Origin of the sequence: Stutzerimonas marianensis, assembly GCF_022810315.1 — a bacterium.
In the GTDB taxonomy this organism is placed as follows: domain Bacteria; phylum Pseudomonadota; class Gammaproteobacteria; order Pseudomonadales; family Pseudomonadaceae; genus Stutzerimonas; species Stutzerimonas marianensis.
Genome location: NZ_JALGRD010000002.1, coordinates 358,974 through 371,920 on the forward strand (window position 1 = coordinate 358,974; position 12,947 = coordinate 371,920).

General features: G+C 60.4%; 22 protein-coding genes. All 22 read right to left on the reverse strand.

Going from position 1 to position 12,947, the window contains the following annotated elements:
• Positions 1 to 2: 2 nt before the first annotated feature.
• Positions 3 to 371 carry a hypothetical protein gene (locus MST27_RS04770; protein WP_243604861.1) on the reverse strand — a complete coding sequence of 123 codons (369 nt, stop codon included), beginning with the start codon at positions 369 to 371 and terminating at the stop codon, positions 3 to 5.
• A gap of 44 nt (positions 372 to 415) precedes the next feature.
• Positions 416 to 673, reverse strand: a complete 258-nt coding sequence (locus MST27_RS04775; RefSeq protein ID WP_243604862.1) for a phage tail assembly protein T — start codon at positions 671 to 673, stop codon at positions 416 to 418.
• 29 nt (positions 674 to 702) lie between these two features.
• Complete coding sequence (locus tag MST27_RS04780) at positions 703 to 1,053, reverse strand: phage tail assembly chaperone family protein, TAC (RefSeq protein WP_243604863.1); 351 nt, start codon at positions 1,051 to 1,053, stop codon at positions 703 to 705.
• Positions 1,054 to 1,055: 2 nt separating this feature from the next.
• Positions 1,056 to 1,541 carry a phage tail tube protein gene (locus MST27_RS04785; RefSeq protein WP_243604864.1) on the reverse strand — a complete coding sequence of 162 codons (486 nt, stop codon included), beginning with the start codon at positions 1,539 to 1,541 and terminating at the stop codon, positions 1,056 to 1,058.
• 73 nt (positions 1,542 to 1,614) lie between these two features.
• Positions 1,615 to 1,980, reverse strand: coding sequence for a tail completion protein gp17 (gene gp17, locus MST27_RS04790; RefSeq protein WP_243604865.1), 366 nt, complete (start codon positions 1,978 to 1,980; stop codon positions 1,615 to 1,617).
• Entirely contained in the window at positions 1,981 to 2,478 is a 498-nt protein-coding gene (locus MST27_RS04795) for an HK97-gp10 family putative phage morphogenesis protein (RefSeq protein WP_243604866.1), read from the reverse strand.
• Positions 2,471 to 2,812 carry a phage head closure protein gene (locus MST27_RS04800; protein ID WP_243604867.1) on the reverse strand — a complete coding sequence of 114 codons (342 nt, stop codon included), beginning with the start codon at positions 2,810 to 2,812 and terminating at the stop codon, positions 2,471 to 2,473. Before MST27_RS04800 ends, MST27_RS04795 begins: the two co-directional genes overlap by 8 nt.
• Entirely contained in the window at positions 2,809 to 3,303 is a 495-nt protein-coding gene (locus tag MST27_RS04805; RefSeq protein WP_243604868.1) for a head-tail connector protein, read from the reverse strand. The genes MST27_RS04800 and MST27_RS04805 overlap by 4 nt, the downstream gene beginning before the upstream one ends.
• Complete coding sequence (locus MST27_RS04810; RefSeq protein WP_243604869.1) at positions 3,304 to 3,516, reverse strand: hypothetical protein; 213 nt, start codon at positions 3,514 to 3,516, stop codon at positions 3,304 to 3,306.
• A 45-nt stretch (positions 3,517 to 3,561) separates the two neighbouring features.
• Positions 3,562 to 4,761, reverse strand: coding sequence for a phage major capsid protein (locus tag MST27_RS04815; protein ID WP_243604870.1), 1,200 nt, complete (start codon positions 4,759 to 4,761; stop codon positions 3,562 to 3,564).
• Positions 4,762 to 4,773: 12 nt separating this feature from the next.
• Complete coding sequence (locus tag MST27_RS04820) at positions 4,774 to 5,436, reverse strand: HK97 family phage prohead protease (RefSeq protein WP_243604871.1); 663 nt, start codon at positions 5,434 to 5,436, stop codon at positions 4,774 to 4,776.
• Positions 5,433 to 6,662 (reverse strand): phage portal protein, encoded by a 1,230-nt coding sequence (locus tag MST27_RS04825; RefSeq protein WP_243604872.1) that lies wholly within the window; start codon positions 6,660 to 6,662, stop codon positions 5,433 to 5,435. Before MST27_RS04825 ends, MST27_RS04820 begins: the two co-directional genes overlap by 4 nt.
• A complete protein-coding gene (locus MST27_RS04830) occupies positions 6,662 to 8,335 on the reverse strand; it encodes a terminase large subunit (protein WP_243604873.1) in 1,674 nt (557 codons plus the stop codon). The genes MST27_RS04825 and MST27_RS04830 overlap by 1 nt, the downstream gene beginning before the upstream one ends.
• Complete coding sequence (locus MST27_RS04835) at positions 8,336 to 8,779, reverse strand: terminase small subunit (protein WP_243604874.1); 444 nt, start codon at positions 8,777 to 8,779, stop codon at positions 8,336 to 8,338. It abuts the gene before it with no gap.
• A 94-nt stretch (positions 8,780 to 8,873) separates the two neighbouring features.
• On the reverse strand, positions 8,874 to 9,209 hold the full coding sequence (locus MST27_RS04840; protein ID WP_243604875.1) for an HNH endonuclease: 336 nt from the start codon (positions 9,207 to 9,209) through the stop codon (positions 8,874 to 8,876).
• Positions 9,209 to 9,364, reverse strand: a complete 156-nt coding sequence (locus MST27_RS04845; RefSeq protein ID WP_243604876.1) for a hypothetical protein — start codon at positions 9,362 to 9,364, stop codon at positions 9,209 to 9,211. The genes MST27_RS04840 and MST27_RS04845 overlap by 1 nt, the downstream gene beginning before the upstream one ends.
• Before the next feature lie 263 nt (positions 9,365 to 9,627).
• A complete protein-coding gene (locus MST27_RS04850; RefSeq protein ID WP_243604877.1) occupies positions 9,628 to 9,948 on the reverse strand; it encodes a phage holin family protein in 321 nt (106 codons plus the stop codon).
• Positions 9,949 to 10,049: 101 nt separating this feature from the next.
• On the reverse strand, positions 10,050 to 10,265 hold the full coding sequence (locus tag MST27_RS04855; RefSeq protein WP_243604878.1) for a hypothetical protein: 216 nt from the start codon (positions 10,263 to 10,265) through the stop codon (positions 10,050 to 10,052).
• Between the two features lie 357 nt (positions 10,266 to 10,622).
• On the reverse strand, positions 10,623 to 11,168 hold the full coding sequence (locus MST27_RS04860) for a hypothetical protein (protein WP_243604879.1): 546 nt from the start codon (positions 11,166 to 11,168) through the stop codon (positions 10,623 to 10,625).
• On the reverse strand, positions 11,165 to 11,353 hold the full coding sequence (locus tag MST27_RS04865) for a hypothetical protein (RefSeq protein WP_243604880.1): 189 nt from the start codon (positions 11,351 to 11,353) through the stop codon (positions 11,165 to 11,167). The genes MST27_RS04860 and MST27_RS04865 overlap by 4 nt, the downstream gene beginning before the upstream one ends.
• A complete protein-coding gene (locus MST27_RS04870) occupies positions 11,350 to 12,495 on the reverse strand; it encodes an oxidoreductase (RefSeq protein WP_243604881.1) in 1,146 nt (381 codons plus the stop codon). The genes MST27_RS04865 and MST27_RS04870 overlap by 4 nt, the downstream gene beginning before the upstream one ends.
• Positions 12,495 to 12,869, reverse strand: a complete 375-nt coding sequence (locus MST27_RS04875) for a hypothetical protein (protein WP_243604882.1) — start codon at positions 12,867 to 12,869, stop codon at positions 12,495 to 12,497. The genes MST27_RS04870 and MST27_RS04875 overlap by 1 nt, the downstream gene beginning before the upstream one ends.
• Positions 12,870 to 12,947: the final 78 nt, after the last annotated feature.

Consider the following 12,947-nt stretch of genomic DNA (forward strand, 5'->3'; position numbering starts at 1 on the left):
TACTACTTGCTCGTAAACCGGACTAGCTTATCCATGGCGCGGCCGGTGCATTCAAGGGTGAGGGTCGATCCGTCCTCGAAGGTTAAGTCGGCCACATTCTTTTTGGTCGAGTAGAAGGAGCCGGCGACCGCAAACACGATACCGAGAATCGCCCCGAACAGGCCGAGGAAGAACAGCCCCAGGCCGCCCAGCAAAAGCGCACCCACTGCACAGCCGATCAAGCCGAACTTCTTCTCTGTTTCTGATCTGGCTGCAACAGCTCGCACGCCTTCCGGCCCATATTCGGCTTTGCGCGAACCTTCAATACATAGCTTGTCTCGACTGAAGAAAGCGCTTCCCTTCAATCCAAATGACCCGCCTACTATCTTCATAGACCCCTCCCGTGTGAGAGCGGAATCTATCACGCACAGAAGGCTTAAACCCAGCTCTGCAGATCCTCCAGCGTCAAGACTGGCTGATCATGGTGAGGCGCAAAGTCGTGCAGCTGATAGCCGCCGTTCTTCGATTTGCTGTTGGCATAGAGCGTTGCCAAGAGAGCTGATCCGCGCTCTATGCGCAGCCCAAGGTTGAAGCTTCCGCGCTTGGCCCGGTATTTTGCCCACCGAACGAACTCTGGGTAGCCAATGTTCTCCTGGGCTTCGGCAATCGTTCGACCGCCCACCCCGGAGAGCACCAGTTCATGCCAGAGTTCGTCGGCGTCGGTCAGCTCGTCGTCTTTCCCATGCCGTTCACTTCGCCAATCACGGCCAGCAGGGCGAAGGTCAGGTTGCCGTCGAGCGGCCCGCGATCCGGATCAGCCTCGCCAGTAATGTCGGCTGCGGTGAAGACGGGTTTGCCGCTCTCGTCGCAGATGCAGGCAGCGATGCGCCCCGCAACGGCATCGGTCTTGCCGTTCATGGCAGACAGATCAGAGACAGCGGAGCGGTACGAAAGCGGCCGTACGTAGACGGTCGCCTCCAGCTCATGTTCGCCCTGCTTCCACTTGACGGTGCGCTCCACCGGGGCGCCGGTGAAGGCGCCCATCTGCTTGAGGGAATCAATGCTCAGTTGCATGGTTATGCCTTCGGAATCAGTGCGGCTCCACCGGAGCGCTGAATGGTCACGGCGCTGGAAACTACGCTGTTCTGTGCGAAGTCGAACGGCACGTCGGACAGGTAGCCTTCGAAGGTGAACCAGGTGCGGGTCGCGGGAAGCTCGAAGTCTTCGCCGCCGACAGCAACGGTCGGTGCCTCGGTGCCATCAGACCAACCCAGCGCCCACTTCAGAGTCGGAGCCGGATTCATCTGACTCAGCTCGAACATACGGACGTGGCTCGGCTCGCTCGGGTCGAAGTTGACGGTGAGCGATGCTTGGCCCGGAGTGCGCAGACCTGGCATATACGAGCGGTCGTTTTCCTCGAGGCAGGTGGTCTCGATCTGGTCAGCCGGCGAGCCGCCCGGGTTGAAAGCAGTAGCGCAGGCGATCGCGACGACCTCGAAGGTGCCGGGGGTTTCGCTCTCGGCCAGCATGTAGACCTGCGAGCCTTGGGAAATAATGGCCATGTGTGTTCCTCAGTACGGGTTTTTGGGCAATAAAAAACCCGCTCGGAGGCGGGTTGTTGGGGTTGAACTGGGGTCAGCGTGGCGTCTTCCAGTCCACGTCGAAGCTGAGCCGGTAGCGGCCAGTCTCTTCGTCCTTGGATTCACCGCCCCAGCGGGTTATATGGGCGCGGAGTTCGATTGAATCGCGCAACGCTTCTCCTACAGCGCGCGCCGATGCGCCTGTGGCTGCGTATACGTCGAACTGTAGCGTGAAATTGTCCATGTCTGGACGTTGGTTGATGTAGTTCTCCGGCGCCCCGCTAGCGAGCTGCCAGACGGCATACGGGAGAACAGTGCCTTCTGGAGCCTCACCGAACGGATACAGGCGAACCGGATCGGTGCCGAGCACAGCCGTTACGCCAGTATCTGCTGCTGCGACTTGAAAGATTGGCGGGAACATTTATCCACCCTTTGCGGCCTTTTTCGTGGCTCGCTTGATTGCTCTATCGAGAGCTTTCTCGTACTGGCGCACGAACTCATCAACCACTTCGCCGATGTTGTTATCAGCCGCAGGCCGAAGGTATGGCTGAGCGCGGGCTTTCTCGGTGCCTAGCTCGACCAGCATTGCGTGCGGGGTCGCGCCGCCCGGCCCAGTATCAGGGTTGCCCGGTTCCATGTTGCGAATCGAACCCGTCAGCACGCCGATACGAAACCCAAGGTCGCCAGTTCGCTTGAAGAGGCGCCCGTTCCAGCGCATCGCGATGTTGTCTGCGATCGCTCGACCTGTTTCGGAGTCGTCGATGCGCTGGGCGTTCTGCTTGGCCTTGTCGACGATGATTTGAGCCGCTTTCCGCAGGGCGAACCGCCCGCCCTTGCGCTTAACGTCATCCGTCACGGAATCCAGCTTGCCGAGCAGCGAGTCCAGGCCCGTTATGCTGAATTCGACGGAGTCAGCCATCAGATACACCCTCTGAAACCGGCAAGGTGATGTATTCGAGCCCTGAATCGGCGTCCGGCAGCGCGCCGTGGATCGCGTAAACCTTGCCGCGGTGCAGAATCCGCATCGTCGGCAGGATACCCGGCCGGTAGCGAATGACGATTCGCGCCGTGATTTCCGACTGATTGGCCTGAGCGGCGATGAAATCCCGTGCGGAAAGCGGCTCAATCGAGGCCGGCACGCTCTCTGCGAACACTTGCCAGCCTGGGATCATCTCACCGCTGACAGGATCTTGATTCAGGCCAGGGCGCTCGAGCGTGATCCGATGGCGAAGTCGATACGAGATTGTCTTCATACGCCCATGTTCATCCGGAAAGGTTGAGCCAGCGCGTCGGCCGCCTTGATCAGCGTCTCCTTTTCGTCTGGAGATGCGTCATACATGGCTTCGACACGAAGCTTGATTGCGGCCTTCAGCGATTCAGGCACTGCGCCTGGATCTGTTGCGAATTCGACACGCACAGCGGTTCCGAAGTCGCCAGAAACAATCGATCGGTCGGCATCGAAGTCGAAGACGTCAGCATCCACTCTGGATCCGTTCACTACCGAAGAAACGAGCGTTACAGATGCGGGCCAGATTGGCAGTAGATACGGCCCGCAATCCTCTGATGCCCAGCGGTAGGTGGCAGCCGCAAGCGCGCGCCCAGTGAAACGCTCTACGACTTCTCGCGCCGCGGCGATATGCGAGCTGATCAGACCGTCATCCGCATCATGATCGACGCGCAAATGGGCCTTGGCCTCTTCCAGCGTGACCGGCTCGACCGTTGCAGGGGTGACGGTAATCAGCATTTACTTGTTCTCGGGTGCGGCCTTCATGGCCTTGTTCGAGGGAGCCTTTACGGCCTTTGTTTCTTGCGCCTTGGCTGGCTTCTGCTCTGCCAAAACACCTAATTCGACGAGACGTTTCGCCTCATTGGGGTCAAGCTCTCGCGTGTCGCCAGTCACATACTGCTTATCGCCGAAGTGCTCGCGCTTCACGTCATAGGTGACCTTGCTTGCCATTTTTTACCTCTAGGAAGGGCCAGCCGAAGCCGGCCCCTTATTGCGTTACGGAGTCACGGCCGGAGCGATGTCGCCGTAGATGAAGGCCTCGGGACGGTAAACCGCCAGAGCCAGACGCTCTTCCGCCAGGATGGTCACCAAGTTCTTGACGAAGTCGTCTTCGTTCTCGGTGGCAACCTCGACGCGTGACTGCCAGCGGTCGAACAGCTGGGCACCCAGCTTGAACGCGCCGGTCAGGAACTTGCCGGAGGTGATTGCCTGGGTGGCAACGACCGGAAGACCCCACATGGTCGGCGATGCGACACCCTGAGGCTGGCCGATGATGTAGCGCCCATCCGCGTCCTTGGTCAGCTCAATGCCAGCCCAGTCGATCGGGTTGAGCACGTGGCCAGTGGCCGGGAACTCAGCCAGAACCGCCTGCAACATCGCAAGGCGCAGCGTGTCGAGCGTGGTGGCACCGGTTACGGTGAGAGGGGCGCTGTACGCGGTCGCCTGCGGGATGATGCCGAGCAGGTTTTGCCCAGTACCGTCACCGTTGAGCAACTGCTGCTCTTCCTTGTAGGCCAGGCCGTAGCGCAGCTTGCCGTCGATGTAGCTGGCGAGCATCGGTGCGTCGGACATGATCTGGCGCGAGGCCTTGACCCAATGCGCGATGACCTTTGCGCTGGTGTTCTTCAGTTCGAACTGGATGTCCGACTGAGGCTTGAGTGCAGTTTCAGCGACCATGCCGGCGTTGTTGGTGAAGCCGGTTTCCTGCACGTACTCGAGGACGTTGCCGTCCATGCGGCCAGGGGTGATCAGGTCACGAACGGTCAAGCGGCGCTCTGGCTGCATGATCATGCCTGGCAGGCGAGTGTTCTGGACCAGATCGCCCGCAGAGCCGGCCGCGTCGGTAGTTGCCAGAGTAATCGTCGCCTTGAACTGCATGTCGGCACGGCCGCGCTGCGAGTTCGATTCGGACAGGCTCTTGAAGTTCTGGGACTCCACGAACTGCTCGCCGAAGGTTTTGTGCTGCTGCTTTTCGCCCTCTTCGCCGCGGCGAGCCAGCTTCTGTTCCAGCTCATCGACACGGGCTTTGAAGCCGTTCATCAGGGTCAGGGCGTTGTCGGCCTGCTCTTTCAGGTCCGCGGTGATTTTTTCACCGTGAGCCATCTTGCCGGTGATGTCTTCGCCCAGCTTTTTGACTTCATCGGTGGCTTTCTTGAACTCGGTGGTCAGTTGGACCAGTTGGTTTTCGTCGGACATTTGAGTGAATCCCTATGCAGATTTGGTAAGAATCGCCAGCGCATCGCTTAGCGTTTTGCTCGCTTCGGTGTCGCCGGACTCACTCCGGAGCAACTTTGCCAGGCCGCCGCTCGCGATAGCGGTGGCTTGGGTTTTCGAAAAGCCTGCCTCTCGCAGGAACTTCTCAAATTCGGGCAGAGTGGGCAGAGAACCATCCTCGAGCGCGGACTTAACCGCATCGATGGTGGCCGCCTCATTCATCGGAAAGGTGACGATGCTGACCTCGAACAGGCGCAGCTCCTTGAGGTTTCGTACGCCGGTCGATTTGTCCCGATCAGCGCCGCGGACGCCGTAACCGATGGACATACCGTCCAGGGCGCCGGCCTTCATCAGCGCGTGAATCTCTCGAGCGCGCTGAACCTCGTTAACGAGCAGCCGCCCCTCTACGTAAAGCCCTTTCTCATCCTCCCGGATGGCCGTATACACGCCGATGGGCTCGTTCCGGTCGTGATTCCAGAGCACGGGCGGCATACGCTTGCGGCCTTCCCACTCCTGAATCGACTTGGCGAAAGCGCCTCGGTGGACGATATCGCCGCCACCGTCGACGTTCCCGAAGACAGAACCGTACCCAGAAAAAAGGCCGTCATCGCTGACAGCCTTGATCTCGAACGATACGTCCAGAGTTTTGTGGTTCATGGGGTCTCCTCCGGAGCACCGATCTTGTCGATGGTGGTCAGGTTCAGTTGTACGGTCAGCGCGTCACCCCCCTCGACCGGCGGCAGGTCTTCCAGCGCGCGCACATCGTTGCGGCTCATGACGCCGTTCTGGAGCATTTGCGAATAGAAGGACGACCGCGCGGCAGAGTCGGCTCGAAGCAGCCCCTCGACCGCGAATTTTGGCCGGTACTGGTCACGCTCTTCAGGCAGCAGAAGCTTTTTGGTAATGGCCTGCTCGATACGAACAAGCGTTGGGCGCAGCGAATAGGTCAAGAACCCGAGATTGGTATTCTCCAGGCTCGACGCCCAGCTCGAGGCCTTGTCGGTATGCCCGATTAGCTGAGGAGGCACCCCGAATGCTCGGCAAATCTCTTCAATCCCGAAGTAGCGGGACTCCAGAAGCTGCGCGTCGGCCGGGTTCATGCGGATGCCCTGGGCGCTTGCGGGCTCCATTCCAGCCTCAAGGACCATCCATTTGCCGGCGTTTTCTGGCCTGCCGAACTGAGAAAGAGAGTCTCGCAGTCGGTCACGCTGATCTTTCTGGAGAGTGGTGGCGCCAGTTTTGAGGAATCCACCCACTTTCAGGCCGTTCTGGAACTCCCTGGCTGCGGCCCGGTTCGCATCCATCAGCCCGCCCATGGTTTCGGCTGCAAACTGGATGGGCGAAAGCCCCATTATCCCGTCGAGCGTGAAGCCCTTCAGGTGCAGGATCTCGTTCTCGCGGTAGATAGTTACCTTGCCGCCCTTGGTGTACTCGTAGGTCAGCTCGCCCGAGGAGCTGCGCACTACTGCGACCTTTTCGGGGTTCAGCGGCGTCAGAGAGACGACTCGCCGGCCAGCCCACTCGATCAGAACGAAGGAGTTACCCCAAAGATCCAGGGATGCCAGCTGAGACTCCCAGAACTCGCTGGCCGTCATGTCCGCATTCGGGGAGGAATGCAGCAAGCGGTACAGCGGGTGCTGTTTCGCGAGCGACTTATCTTCGGCCCGCAAGTGCAGCGGCAAGGACGAGATCGTTTGCGAACGAAGCCGCACGCAGGCCCATACCGCCGACAGCTTTAGGGACGAGTCAGGTCCGACCGTTGAACCGGACGGCGTTGTATGTGAATCGAAAGGCAGCGCCCGCTCACCGTCTTCCAGGCGCGCGCGTCCGGAGAGTCGGCTCCAGAACCGCTGCCAGAATCCGGGGTCATTGAGGGTTGCCATTAGGCGATCACCAGGTTGTCTAGGAAGTCGTTGACGTTCATCTGGCCAGGGGGATTCGCGGCCATCAGCGATACAGCGTTAAACAAGGCCATCAGTGGGTCGATCTTTGCCGAGCCACTGGCCTGCTTGGTGATAAGGATTGCGTTGCCCTTGGGCTCTACGCGGGCGTTGCCACAGCACCAGTTCATCATCGGCTGGTCGGCATGGATCAACCCGCCTTCGGCCAATTTGCGCTCGGTAGTCTTGATCGCGCCGCCGAGGCGCCAACCTTGGCTGACCCCGACGACCTTTTCCTGATCGACTTCGCGCTCAATGATGGCTTCGAGAATGGCTCCAATTCCGGCCGGATCCAGGCCTACCTGATGCAGCAGGCCCGCGGCATATACCTGCTCGACAACGTCCGCCACTTCGTCCACGTCGTCGCCGATCTGCTTGACCAGCACAAGGTCACCAGAGCGCGAGTAGTCATGGAGCTGAGCCGCGATGTCTTTGCGTCGCTCGAGAACAGACGGATGCGCCCATGCTCGGCACCAAGCCATCCATTCGCGGGTTTCACTGTGCCGGCCAACGACCGCCAAACCGAGCAAGTCATCCAAGCCGCCGCCATCGACACCGATCGTGACGACCTCGCTGTGCTCAAGGATGTATTCGAGCGAAATGACCTTGCGCGCCTGCGCTTCCCAGAACTCAGCACCGGCCCAGCGGTTCGACATCAGCGCCAGGCCGATCTCGACGTTCATGTGCTTGGCTAGGAAGTCCCGAACAGCCTCTTCGCCGGCCTCTTGTGCCTCTTGATACTTCTGCTCGATGACCTGCTGGTCTACCGAGACGCCCCAATTTGGGTTTGTGACGTAGGCGTTCGCCAGGTCTTTGTGCAGATCCTGCTCGAGCATCCGCTTTGGGAACTCGTAAATGATCGGCAGGAATCGTTTGTCATTGATCCGGCCATCACGAACACCGCGCGCATAGTCCAGTTTCGCCTTAAACACGCCAGACGGAGGCGCCGCGGACTGGGTTGTGCAGTAGAAAACGAAGCCTTCAGGGCGTGATGCAAGCCCGCCAGTGGCCTCGGTAAGCATGTTTGCGGACTTGGCTTGCTTGCCGAACTCGTGCAACTCGTCGATGAATACGCCGATGGCTTTCTTGCCGGTTACCGTGGCGCTGTCTGCAGCTACTACCTTCAGCGTGGCCTGGTTCAGCCGGTCGGTAATCGTGCGGATGTGCTCTTGCTCGTGGAAGCGAGCCTCAAGCTCTTCATCCGCCTTAATCATGTCGCGGATCGGCTTGTAGGCGTTGTCCGCGGCTTCCTTGGTCGGCGCGAGGATGATGAACTCGCCAGATGGGCGCGTATTTAGAATCAATGCGGTGAGCATGACGCCGGCAGCAATGGTGCTCTTGCCGTTCTTCTTGCTCACCATCAGGAAGTAGTTGGTGATGAGCCGGCGCTTTGCCTCGGCATCGTAGGATCCGAACAGGACCGCGACGAGCTCGAGCACCCACGGCTGGCACGTATCACCCATCAGAGGGCTGCCAATCGCGTCAACCATCCGGAGATTGCAGAACACGTCGAGCGCGTCGTCCGCCTGGTCCTGAAAGATCGGGGTCAGCGGCATGATCGACTGGCGGTCAACGATGCGCGATTCCCAATCGGGGCAGGCGGTTGTCCATTCCATTTACTTCACCGCTTTGAGCTGCCCTGGCTTGCGTAAGCCAAACCTGCCAGTGGCCACCTGTTCGGCAGCCTCTTGCACTTGTTCTTTCTTGCCCTTCTCGCCCGGCTTGGCGACCGTGAAAGCTGCCAGCGCCTTTGCAGCATCCAAGCGCAGCTTCGGCTCAGCTTCCAGGTCGTTCATCATCTGGCGCATGAATTCCAAAGGGTCAGCAGCCGTAGCCGGGATGTGCGGGTTCGGATCGACTTCAGGCGGCGCGGACTTCTTGCGCTCCTGCACGGCGACCGTGCGTGACATGGCAGCAATCACATCAGGGTCTTTCTCGTAGCGAGACGCAGCCTGTGCGGCAGTTTTCTCTGGGCAGCCAGCCTCAATCGCGGCCTGTTTCTTGCCCATGCCGGCCAGCCGCGCATCGGCGTACCGGCGCTTCTGATCGGTTAACGCCATGGTTAACTGTCCTCGTTAAGCGGGATAATTTCTGCAAATGAGTGAGGGCGCGGTTTCCTGGGTCGGACGATTCCGAACTTTCGACCCACCCCCCCTACGGCTGCTGCTCCGTCGCGCTCTTGCTGACGTGGCATCCAGTCTTGACTCGCTGGCCATCGACCATCTCGACGTGCACACACAGCACCTGGCAGTTCTCTTCCACGTCCTCGCCTCCCATGAAGAGCGGGACAACGTGGTCAAGCTCAAAGCCAGATGGGTAGGCAACGACACGTCCGCACATCGCACACGTTGGATCGCGCAGCCATACCGCATAGCGCCGAGCCTGCAGCCTGCGCCCAGTGATGCGCCTATCTGCTACCACTGCCACCTTGATTGGCTGGGTGTCGGCCATCTTCAGCTGATGCGGCTTGTGCATCTTCAGCTTGGCCATCAGCTCACCCTCGAGCCATCCATGTAGGTGGCAGGTACAGCATCTGGATCAGCGTCTTCCTGCGCCAGTGCTTCCACGAGCATCAGCAGCAGCTGGTTCGTCTTGCGCTGCTCTTCCAGTAGCTGGGTCAGTAACGATTCCACGCGCTCGGTCATATGCCACCTTTGCCCATTTCTTCAGCCATTCGCGGCGACGCTCACATGCTGCACAAGCCATGGCTATACACACGACGCCATAGAAGCCACCCACTTGACCGCCTCAATCACAGCCCAACCGATAAGGCATAGGGAGATGAGGCCGGAGGCCAGGACGAGGCGCCAGACTGTGGTGCGTTTCATGCGGTACATACCAGATTGGGGTGAAGGCCCGTCATCAGGCGGCGCAGCCACTCACGAAATCGCTCAGCCTTCATCGCTCATCACTCCCCGCGAATGCCGGCCTTCTTGGCAAGCCACTGGGTATAGAGCCCGCCGGCCACATCAGCGCCTAGCACAGCGACCACGATGCCGAGACCGCCGGCCATGTAGATGCCGGAGCCGAATGCCAGGGCGAGCATCAGCGTGCTCATGCCCAAGAAGCCGGACGCACCGAAGCGGAGTGCCACCCGCTTGGTGATCTGGCCCATCGTGAGGTCTTCACCGGCAGATGCGCGCAGCATCTCGCCAGAGAGTCCAGCCATTGAAATAAGCACGAGCAGCCAGAACGGCATGTCCGCGAGAGTCTGCTGCTCTGTGGTCATAGTGGAGTCTCGTTAGGAATAGGTCCGGCCTCACATGCCTGTCGCTATCCGCCAGGGAGCTAGGAAGCAGTCAGAGGCATGGGGCCGGAAGAGGGTTTCGGCTACGTCCGCTTGAACGTGTCCGGGTATTCGGATGCGAGGCCTTCGCCGCACACCTTGGTCTTGATGACCTCGTGAAACTCGACTTCGCCGCGCTCGTTGGATCGGCGATAGACACGGCGCTCCATGATCAGCTGGGCGTGCTCAAGGGCAGAGGCCATCTCCTTCACTTCGTACTGGAAGTAGCCGTATTTCGTGTAAACCTTGACGGTGAACATGCAGCCTCCAGTACGAAGAAAGCCCCGACACATGGCCGAGGCTTGTAATGGGTGCGCTGGGTAGGTGAGCCCTTATCGAACCGTTCGCGCATAAAAAAGCCCAGCGGTTAGGCTGGGCTCTTGGATTGGTGCAGGTGGCCGGTGCTGATCTCCGGCACGGGTAGCTCGCAGCTACGTCTACCCACTGGGGGTGGCTATTCTCCCCTGCGTTGCGCATCAGCCTGCGCATTCACCTGCTGCTCAACTCCTCCTCGCCCGTTCCGTTTCCGGCCGCTAGCAGTCTCATTGAGCTTCTCGGCCATCTCAACGCGTGAAATGACCAAGATAGCGACACATTACTGCCACTCTGCCAATCCGTCAAGCGGCCTGACATGAAATTAAACCTTCCATGTCCAGAATGTGTTGCGCCTCTACCAGAGCTTCGTCCACAAGCCGCTTCAGTTCCTTGCGAATGCCAGCCTTCCACCGGTGTTGCGTGCGCTCCGGCACCGGGTCATCGCTCCACCGGTCCATCTCGTACCATCCGGCCGGAAGGACGTTTGTCGAGCGCTTACCTTCCACGCCTGGCAGCTTCGGGTAGGCCCAGGTCACCACGCAGCAGTTGATGAAGCGCGCCGGTGCGGGCGACTGGATTGTTCCGACCAGCTCGCCGATCGCAATGCGCTTGCGCTCCGCATGTGTAGAGTATTGCGCCGTGAGTGCGCGCCAGTGCTCTTTGCTGAGCCGCTTGTGCAGCACCGCATGGACCATGCAGTCGAAGAGGAACTCCGCCTCCTTCCCGCTGATCTCGCCAGGAATGCGCGCTTTTTGCACTTTGGGTTCGAAGTCACAGCCCCCTGCCGAGTTGATCACCTCCGACGCCAGGGCGCGGACTACTGCGGAAACCACGTTGCGATAGGTCATGCTGCCTCCCCCGACTCGATCACGTCTTCGCTGTCCTGCCAACCCCGATAGCCCTTGTTCGTCTCGATGTACACGTCACCGAAGAGCTTCCCCATGAGCCCGCCGCGGCGCTTCACGATCCTGCAGTGCTCGCCGTAGATTCTGAACATGGCAATCGGAAAGAAGATGTGTGTCCACTGGTTCATGCTGCTACCTCCCCCTTGAGCATGTTCGGATTCACCGTGTGCCGGCCGACCTCGCCGAACTCCGCGTGATGGATGATGCACTTCATGTTCTGCTGGGCCCGGTAGCCGCCCCATGCGGAGTAAGCGTCCTTGGCGGTCAGGGTGTTGAAGGACTCGACGGTAACGCCGCTGTATTCCTTGACGCTCTGGTGGTGGACGTGGCCGATGTACCAGTAGCGGAACTCAGTGCGGCCCCAGGCCTGCGCCTGATCGGTAGCCATGACGCCGGGGAGACGGTCAGGCTTGCACGAGTGGCCGTGGTGCATCCCGATGAGCACCTTGCCGTGCTCGTGGTACATGAACGGCGCCGGCGAGGTGTCGATCGTCACGCGCGGCTCGTTGGCGTAGATGTGGCTGAGGGCGATGCTCAGCCAGATAGCCCCGGTGTCGTCGTGGTTGCCGATGACGTTGCAGACGCGCACCCGGGCGTGCTTCATGAGGGCCGACTCGATGCACTGCCTCATCACTTTCACGCCGACGCGAATCATCTTCGCGTAACGCCCGTCGACGTCCAGGATGTGGCCTGACCGGCTCGTGGTGCCTTCCATGTTGTCGGCATGGAACCAGTCGCCGCAGTTGATGATCAGCGCTTGCTCGCAGGCCGGCGCCATATCGACCAGGGCCGCCATAGCACCACACTGGACGCGCTCGGCAATGGCAAGATCCCAGTCGCTGCCCTGTGTCTCCTCTCCCCAGGCCCGCATTCCAATGTGGGCATCGCCGATCGGGTAGGCTGCGAGCAGCTGGGACAGGTATCCGGCATCCTTCACCGCCCTTGGCTTCACTTGCGGCAGATCCTCGGACATGGCCTCGCAAGCCTCACGAATCAGCTCGGCCTGGCGTTCCTGATCGATCGTCGTCTTGACCCACTGCAGCTTTGCCTTTCCGTCCTCGTCGTACAGGGTGGAAGTGCCCTTCAGGCGAAATCCATCGGGCACGGTTTTGGTCATGTCGTGCTCCGGGCTCCATCCCTGGCGGGCCAGGCGAGCCTTGTGCGCGTAGACGTTTCTCTCGTGCAGGTTGAGCAGCTTTGCAGCCGCGGCCACGGTCCGGCCTACAAGGGCGGCCTTGATTGTCTCGTCGTCGTGCTTGCGTGCCGGCATTACGCGGCCTCCCCCTGCTGCATCAGAATTCGGATTGTCTCGATCGCGCGCCCGCTCTTGATCATGGCGGGGTCACAGCGGTAGACGCGCCACCCTAGGCGGGCGGCAGCGTCGTATTTCTTGAGGTCGGCAGCGAAGCCGGCACCGCGGGTGTGGCGCCCGCCTGACCATCCGCCACCCTCTACCTCGATCAGCAATCCGTGCTCAATCAGCGCGAAGTCAGCGCGCCAGTCGCTCAGGCCAGCCTTGGCCAGGCGATCCCTCAGACCCTTACCAGGCCCTCCACAAGCCTCAGCAGCAAAGCGGTACTCGCGCACAGCCTTGATGCCGGCGTCGTGGAGGAACAGGTCCAGGATCTCCTCGGCCTTGCTCATCTACTCCCCCTCGCCTTTAGCGCCGCCACAACGGCAGGTCGCGCACTCTCTGGAACAGCTGCCAGCAGGACGCGCCCC

What these genes read in the sequence shown, in the direction of transcription:
- MST27_RS04770 (WP_243604861.1), bottom strand. Translation starts at nt 371, where the DNA reads ATGAAGATAGTAGGCGGGTCATTTGGATTGAAGGGAAGCGCTTTCTTC.
- MST27_RS04780 (WP_243604863.1), bottom strand. Translation starts at nt 1,053, where the DNA reads ATGCAACTGAGCATTGATTCCCTCAAGCAGATGGGCGCCTTCACCGGC.
- MST27_RS04785 (WP_243604864.1), bottom strand. Translation starts at nt 1,541, where the DNA reads ATGGCCATTATTTCCCAAGGCTCGCAGGTCTACATGCTGGCCGAGAGC.
- gp17 (WP_243604865.1), bottom strand. Translation starts at nt 1,980, where the DNA reads ATGTTCCCGCCAATCTTTCAAGTCGCAGCAGCAGATACTGGCGTAACG.
- MST27_RS04795 (WP_243604866.1), bottom strand. Translation starts at nt 2,478, where the DNA reads ATGGCTGACTCCGTCGAATTCAGCATAACGGGCCTGGACTCGCTGCTC.
- MST27_RS04800 (WP_243604867.1), bottom strand. Translation starts at nt 2,812, where the DNA reads ATGAAGACAATCTCGTATCGACTTCGCCATCGGATCACGCTCGAGCGC.
- MST27_RS04805 (WP_243604868.1), bottom strand. Translation starts at nt 3,303, where the DNA reads ATGCTGATTACCGTCACCCCTGCAACGGTCGAGCCGGTCACGCTGGAA.
- MST27_RS04810 (WP_243604869.1), bottom strand. Translation starts at nt 3,516, where the DNA reads ATGGCAAGCAAGGTCACCTATGACGTGAAGCGCGAGCACTTCGGCGAT.
- MST27_RS04815 (WP_243604870.1), bottom strand. Translation starts at nt 4,761, where the DNA reads ATGTCCGACGAAAACCAACTGGTCCAACTGACCACCGAGTTCAAGAAA.
- MST27_RS04820 (WP_243604871.1), bottom strand. Translation starts at nt 5,436, where the DNA reads ATGAACCACAAAACTCTGGACGTATCGTTCGAGATCAAGGCTGTCAGC.
- MST27_RS04825 (WP_243604872.1), bottom strand. Translation starts at nt 6,662, where the DNA reads ATGGCAACCCTCAATGACCCCGGATTCTGGCAGCGGTTCTGGAGCCGA.
- MST27_RS04830 (WP_243604873.1), bottom strand. Translation starts at nt 8,335, where the DNA reads ATGGAATGGACAACCGCCTGCCCCGATTGGGAATCGCGCATCGTTGAC.
- MST27_RS04835 (WP_243604874.1), bottom strand. Translation starts at nt 8,779, where the DNA reads ATGGCGTTAACCGATCAGAAGCGCCGGTACGCCGATGCGCGGCTGGCC.
- MST27_RS04840 (WP_243604875.1), bottom strand. Translation starts at nt 9,209, where the DNA reads ATGGCCAAGCTGAAGATGCACAAGCCGCATCAGCTGAAGATGGCCGAC.
- MST27_RS04845 (WP_243604876.1), bottom strand. Translation starts at nt 9,364, where the DNA reads ATGACCGAGCGCGTGGAATCGTTACTGACCCAGCTACTGGAAGAGCAG.
- MST27_RS04850 (WP_243604877.1), bottom strand. Translation starts at nt 9,948, where the DNA reads ATGACCACAGAGCAGCAGACTCTCGCGGACATGCCGTTCTGGCTGCTC.
- MST27_RS04855 (WP_243604878.1), bottom strand. Translation starts at nt 10,265, where the DNA reads ATGTTCACCGTCAAGGTTTACACGAAATACGGCTACTTCCAGTACGAA.
- MST27_RS04860 (WP_243604879.1), bottom strand. Translation starts at nt 11,168, where the DNA reads ATGACCTATCGCAACGTGGTTTCCGCAGTAGTCCGCGCCCTGGCGTCG.
- MST27_RS04865 (WP_243604880.1), bottom strand. Translation starts at nt 11,353, where the DNA reads ATGAACCAGTGGACACACATCTTCTTTCCGATTGCCATGTTCAGAATC.
- MST27_RS04870 (WP_243604881.1), bottom strand. Translation starts at nt 12,495, where the DNA reads ATGCCGGCACGCAAGCACGACGACGAGACAATCAAGGCCGCCCTTGTA.
- MST27_RS04875 (WP_243604882.1), bottom strand. Translation starts at nt 12,869, where the DNA reads ATGAGCAAGGCCGAGGAGATCCTGGACCTGTTCCTCCACGACGCCGGC.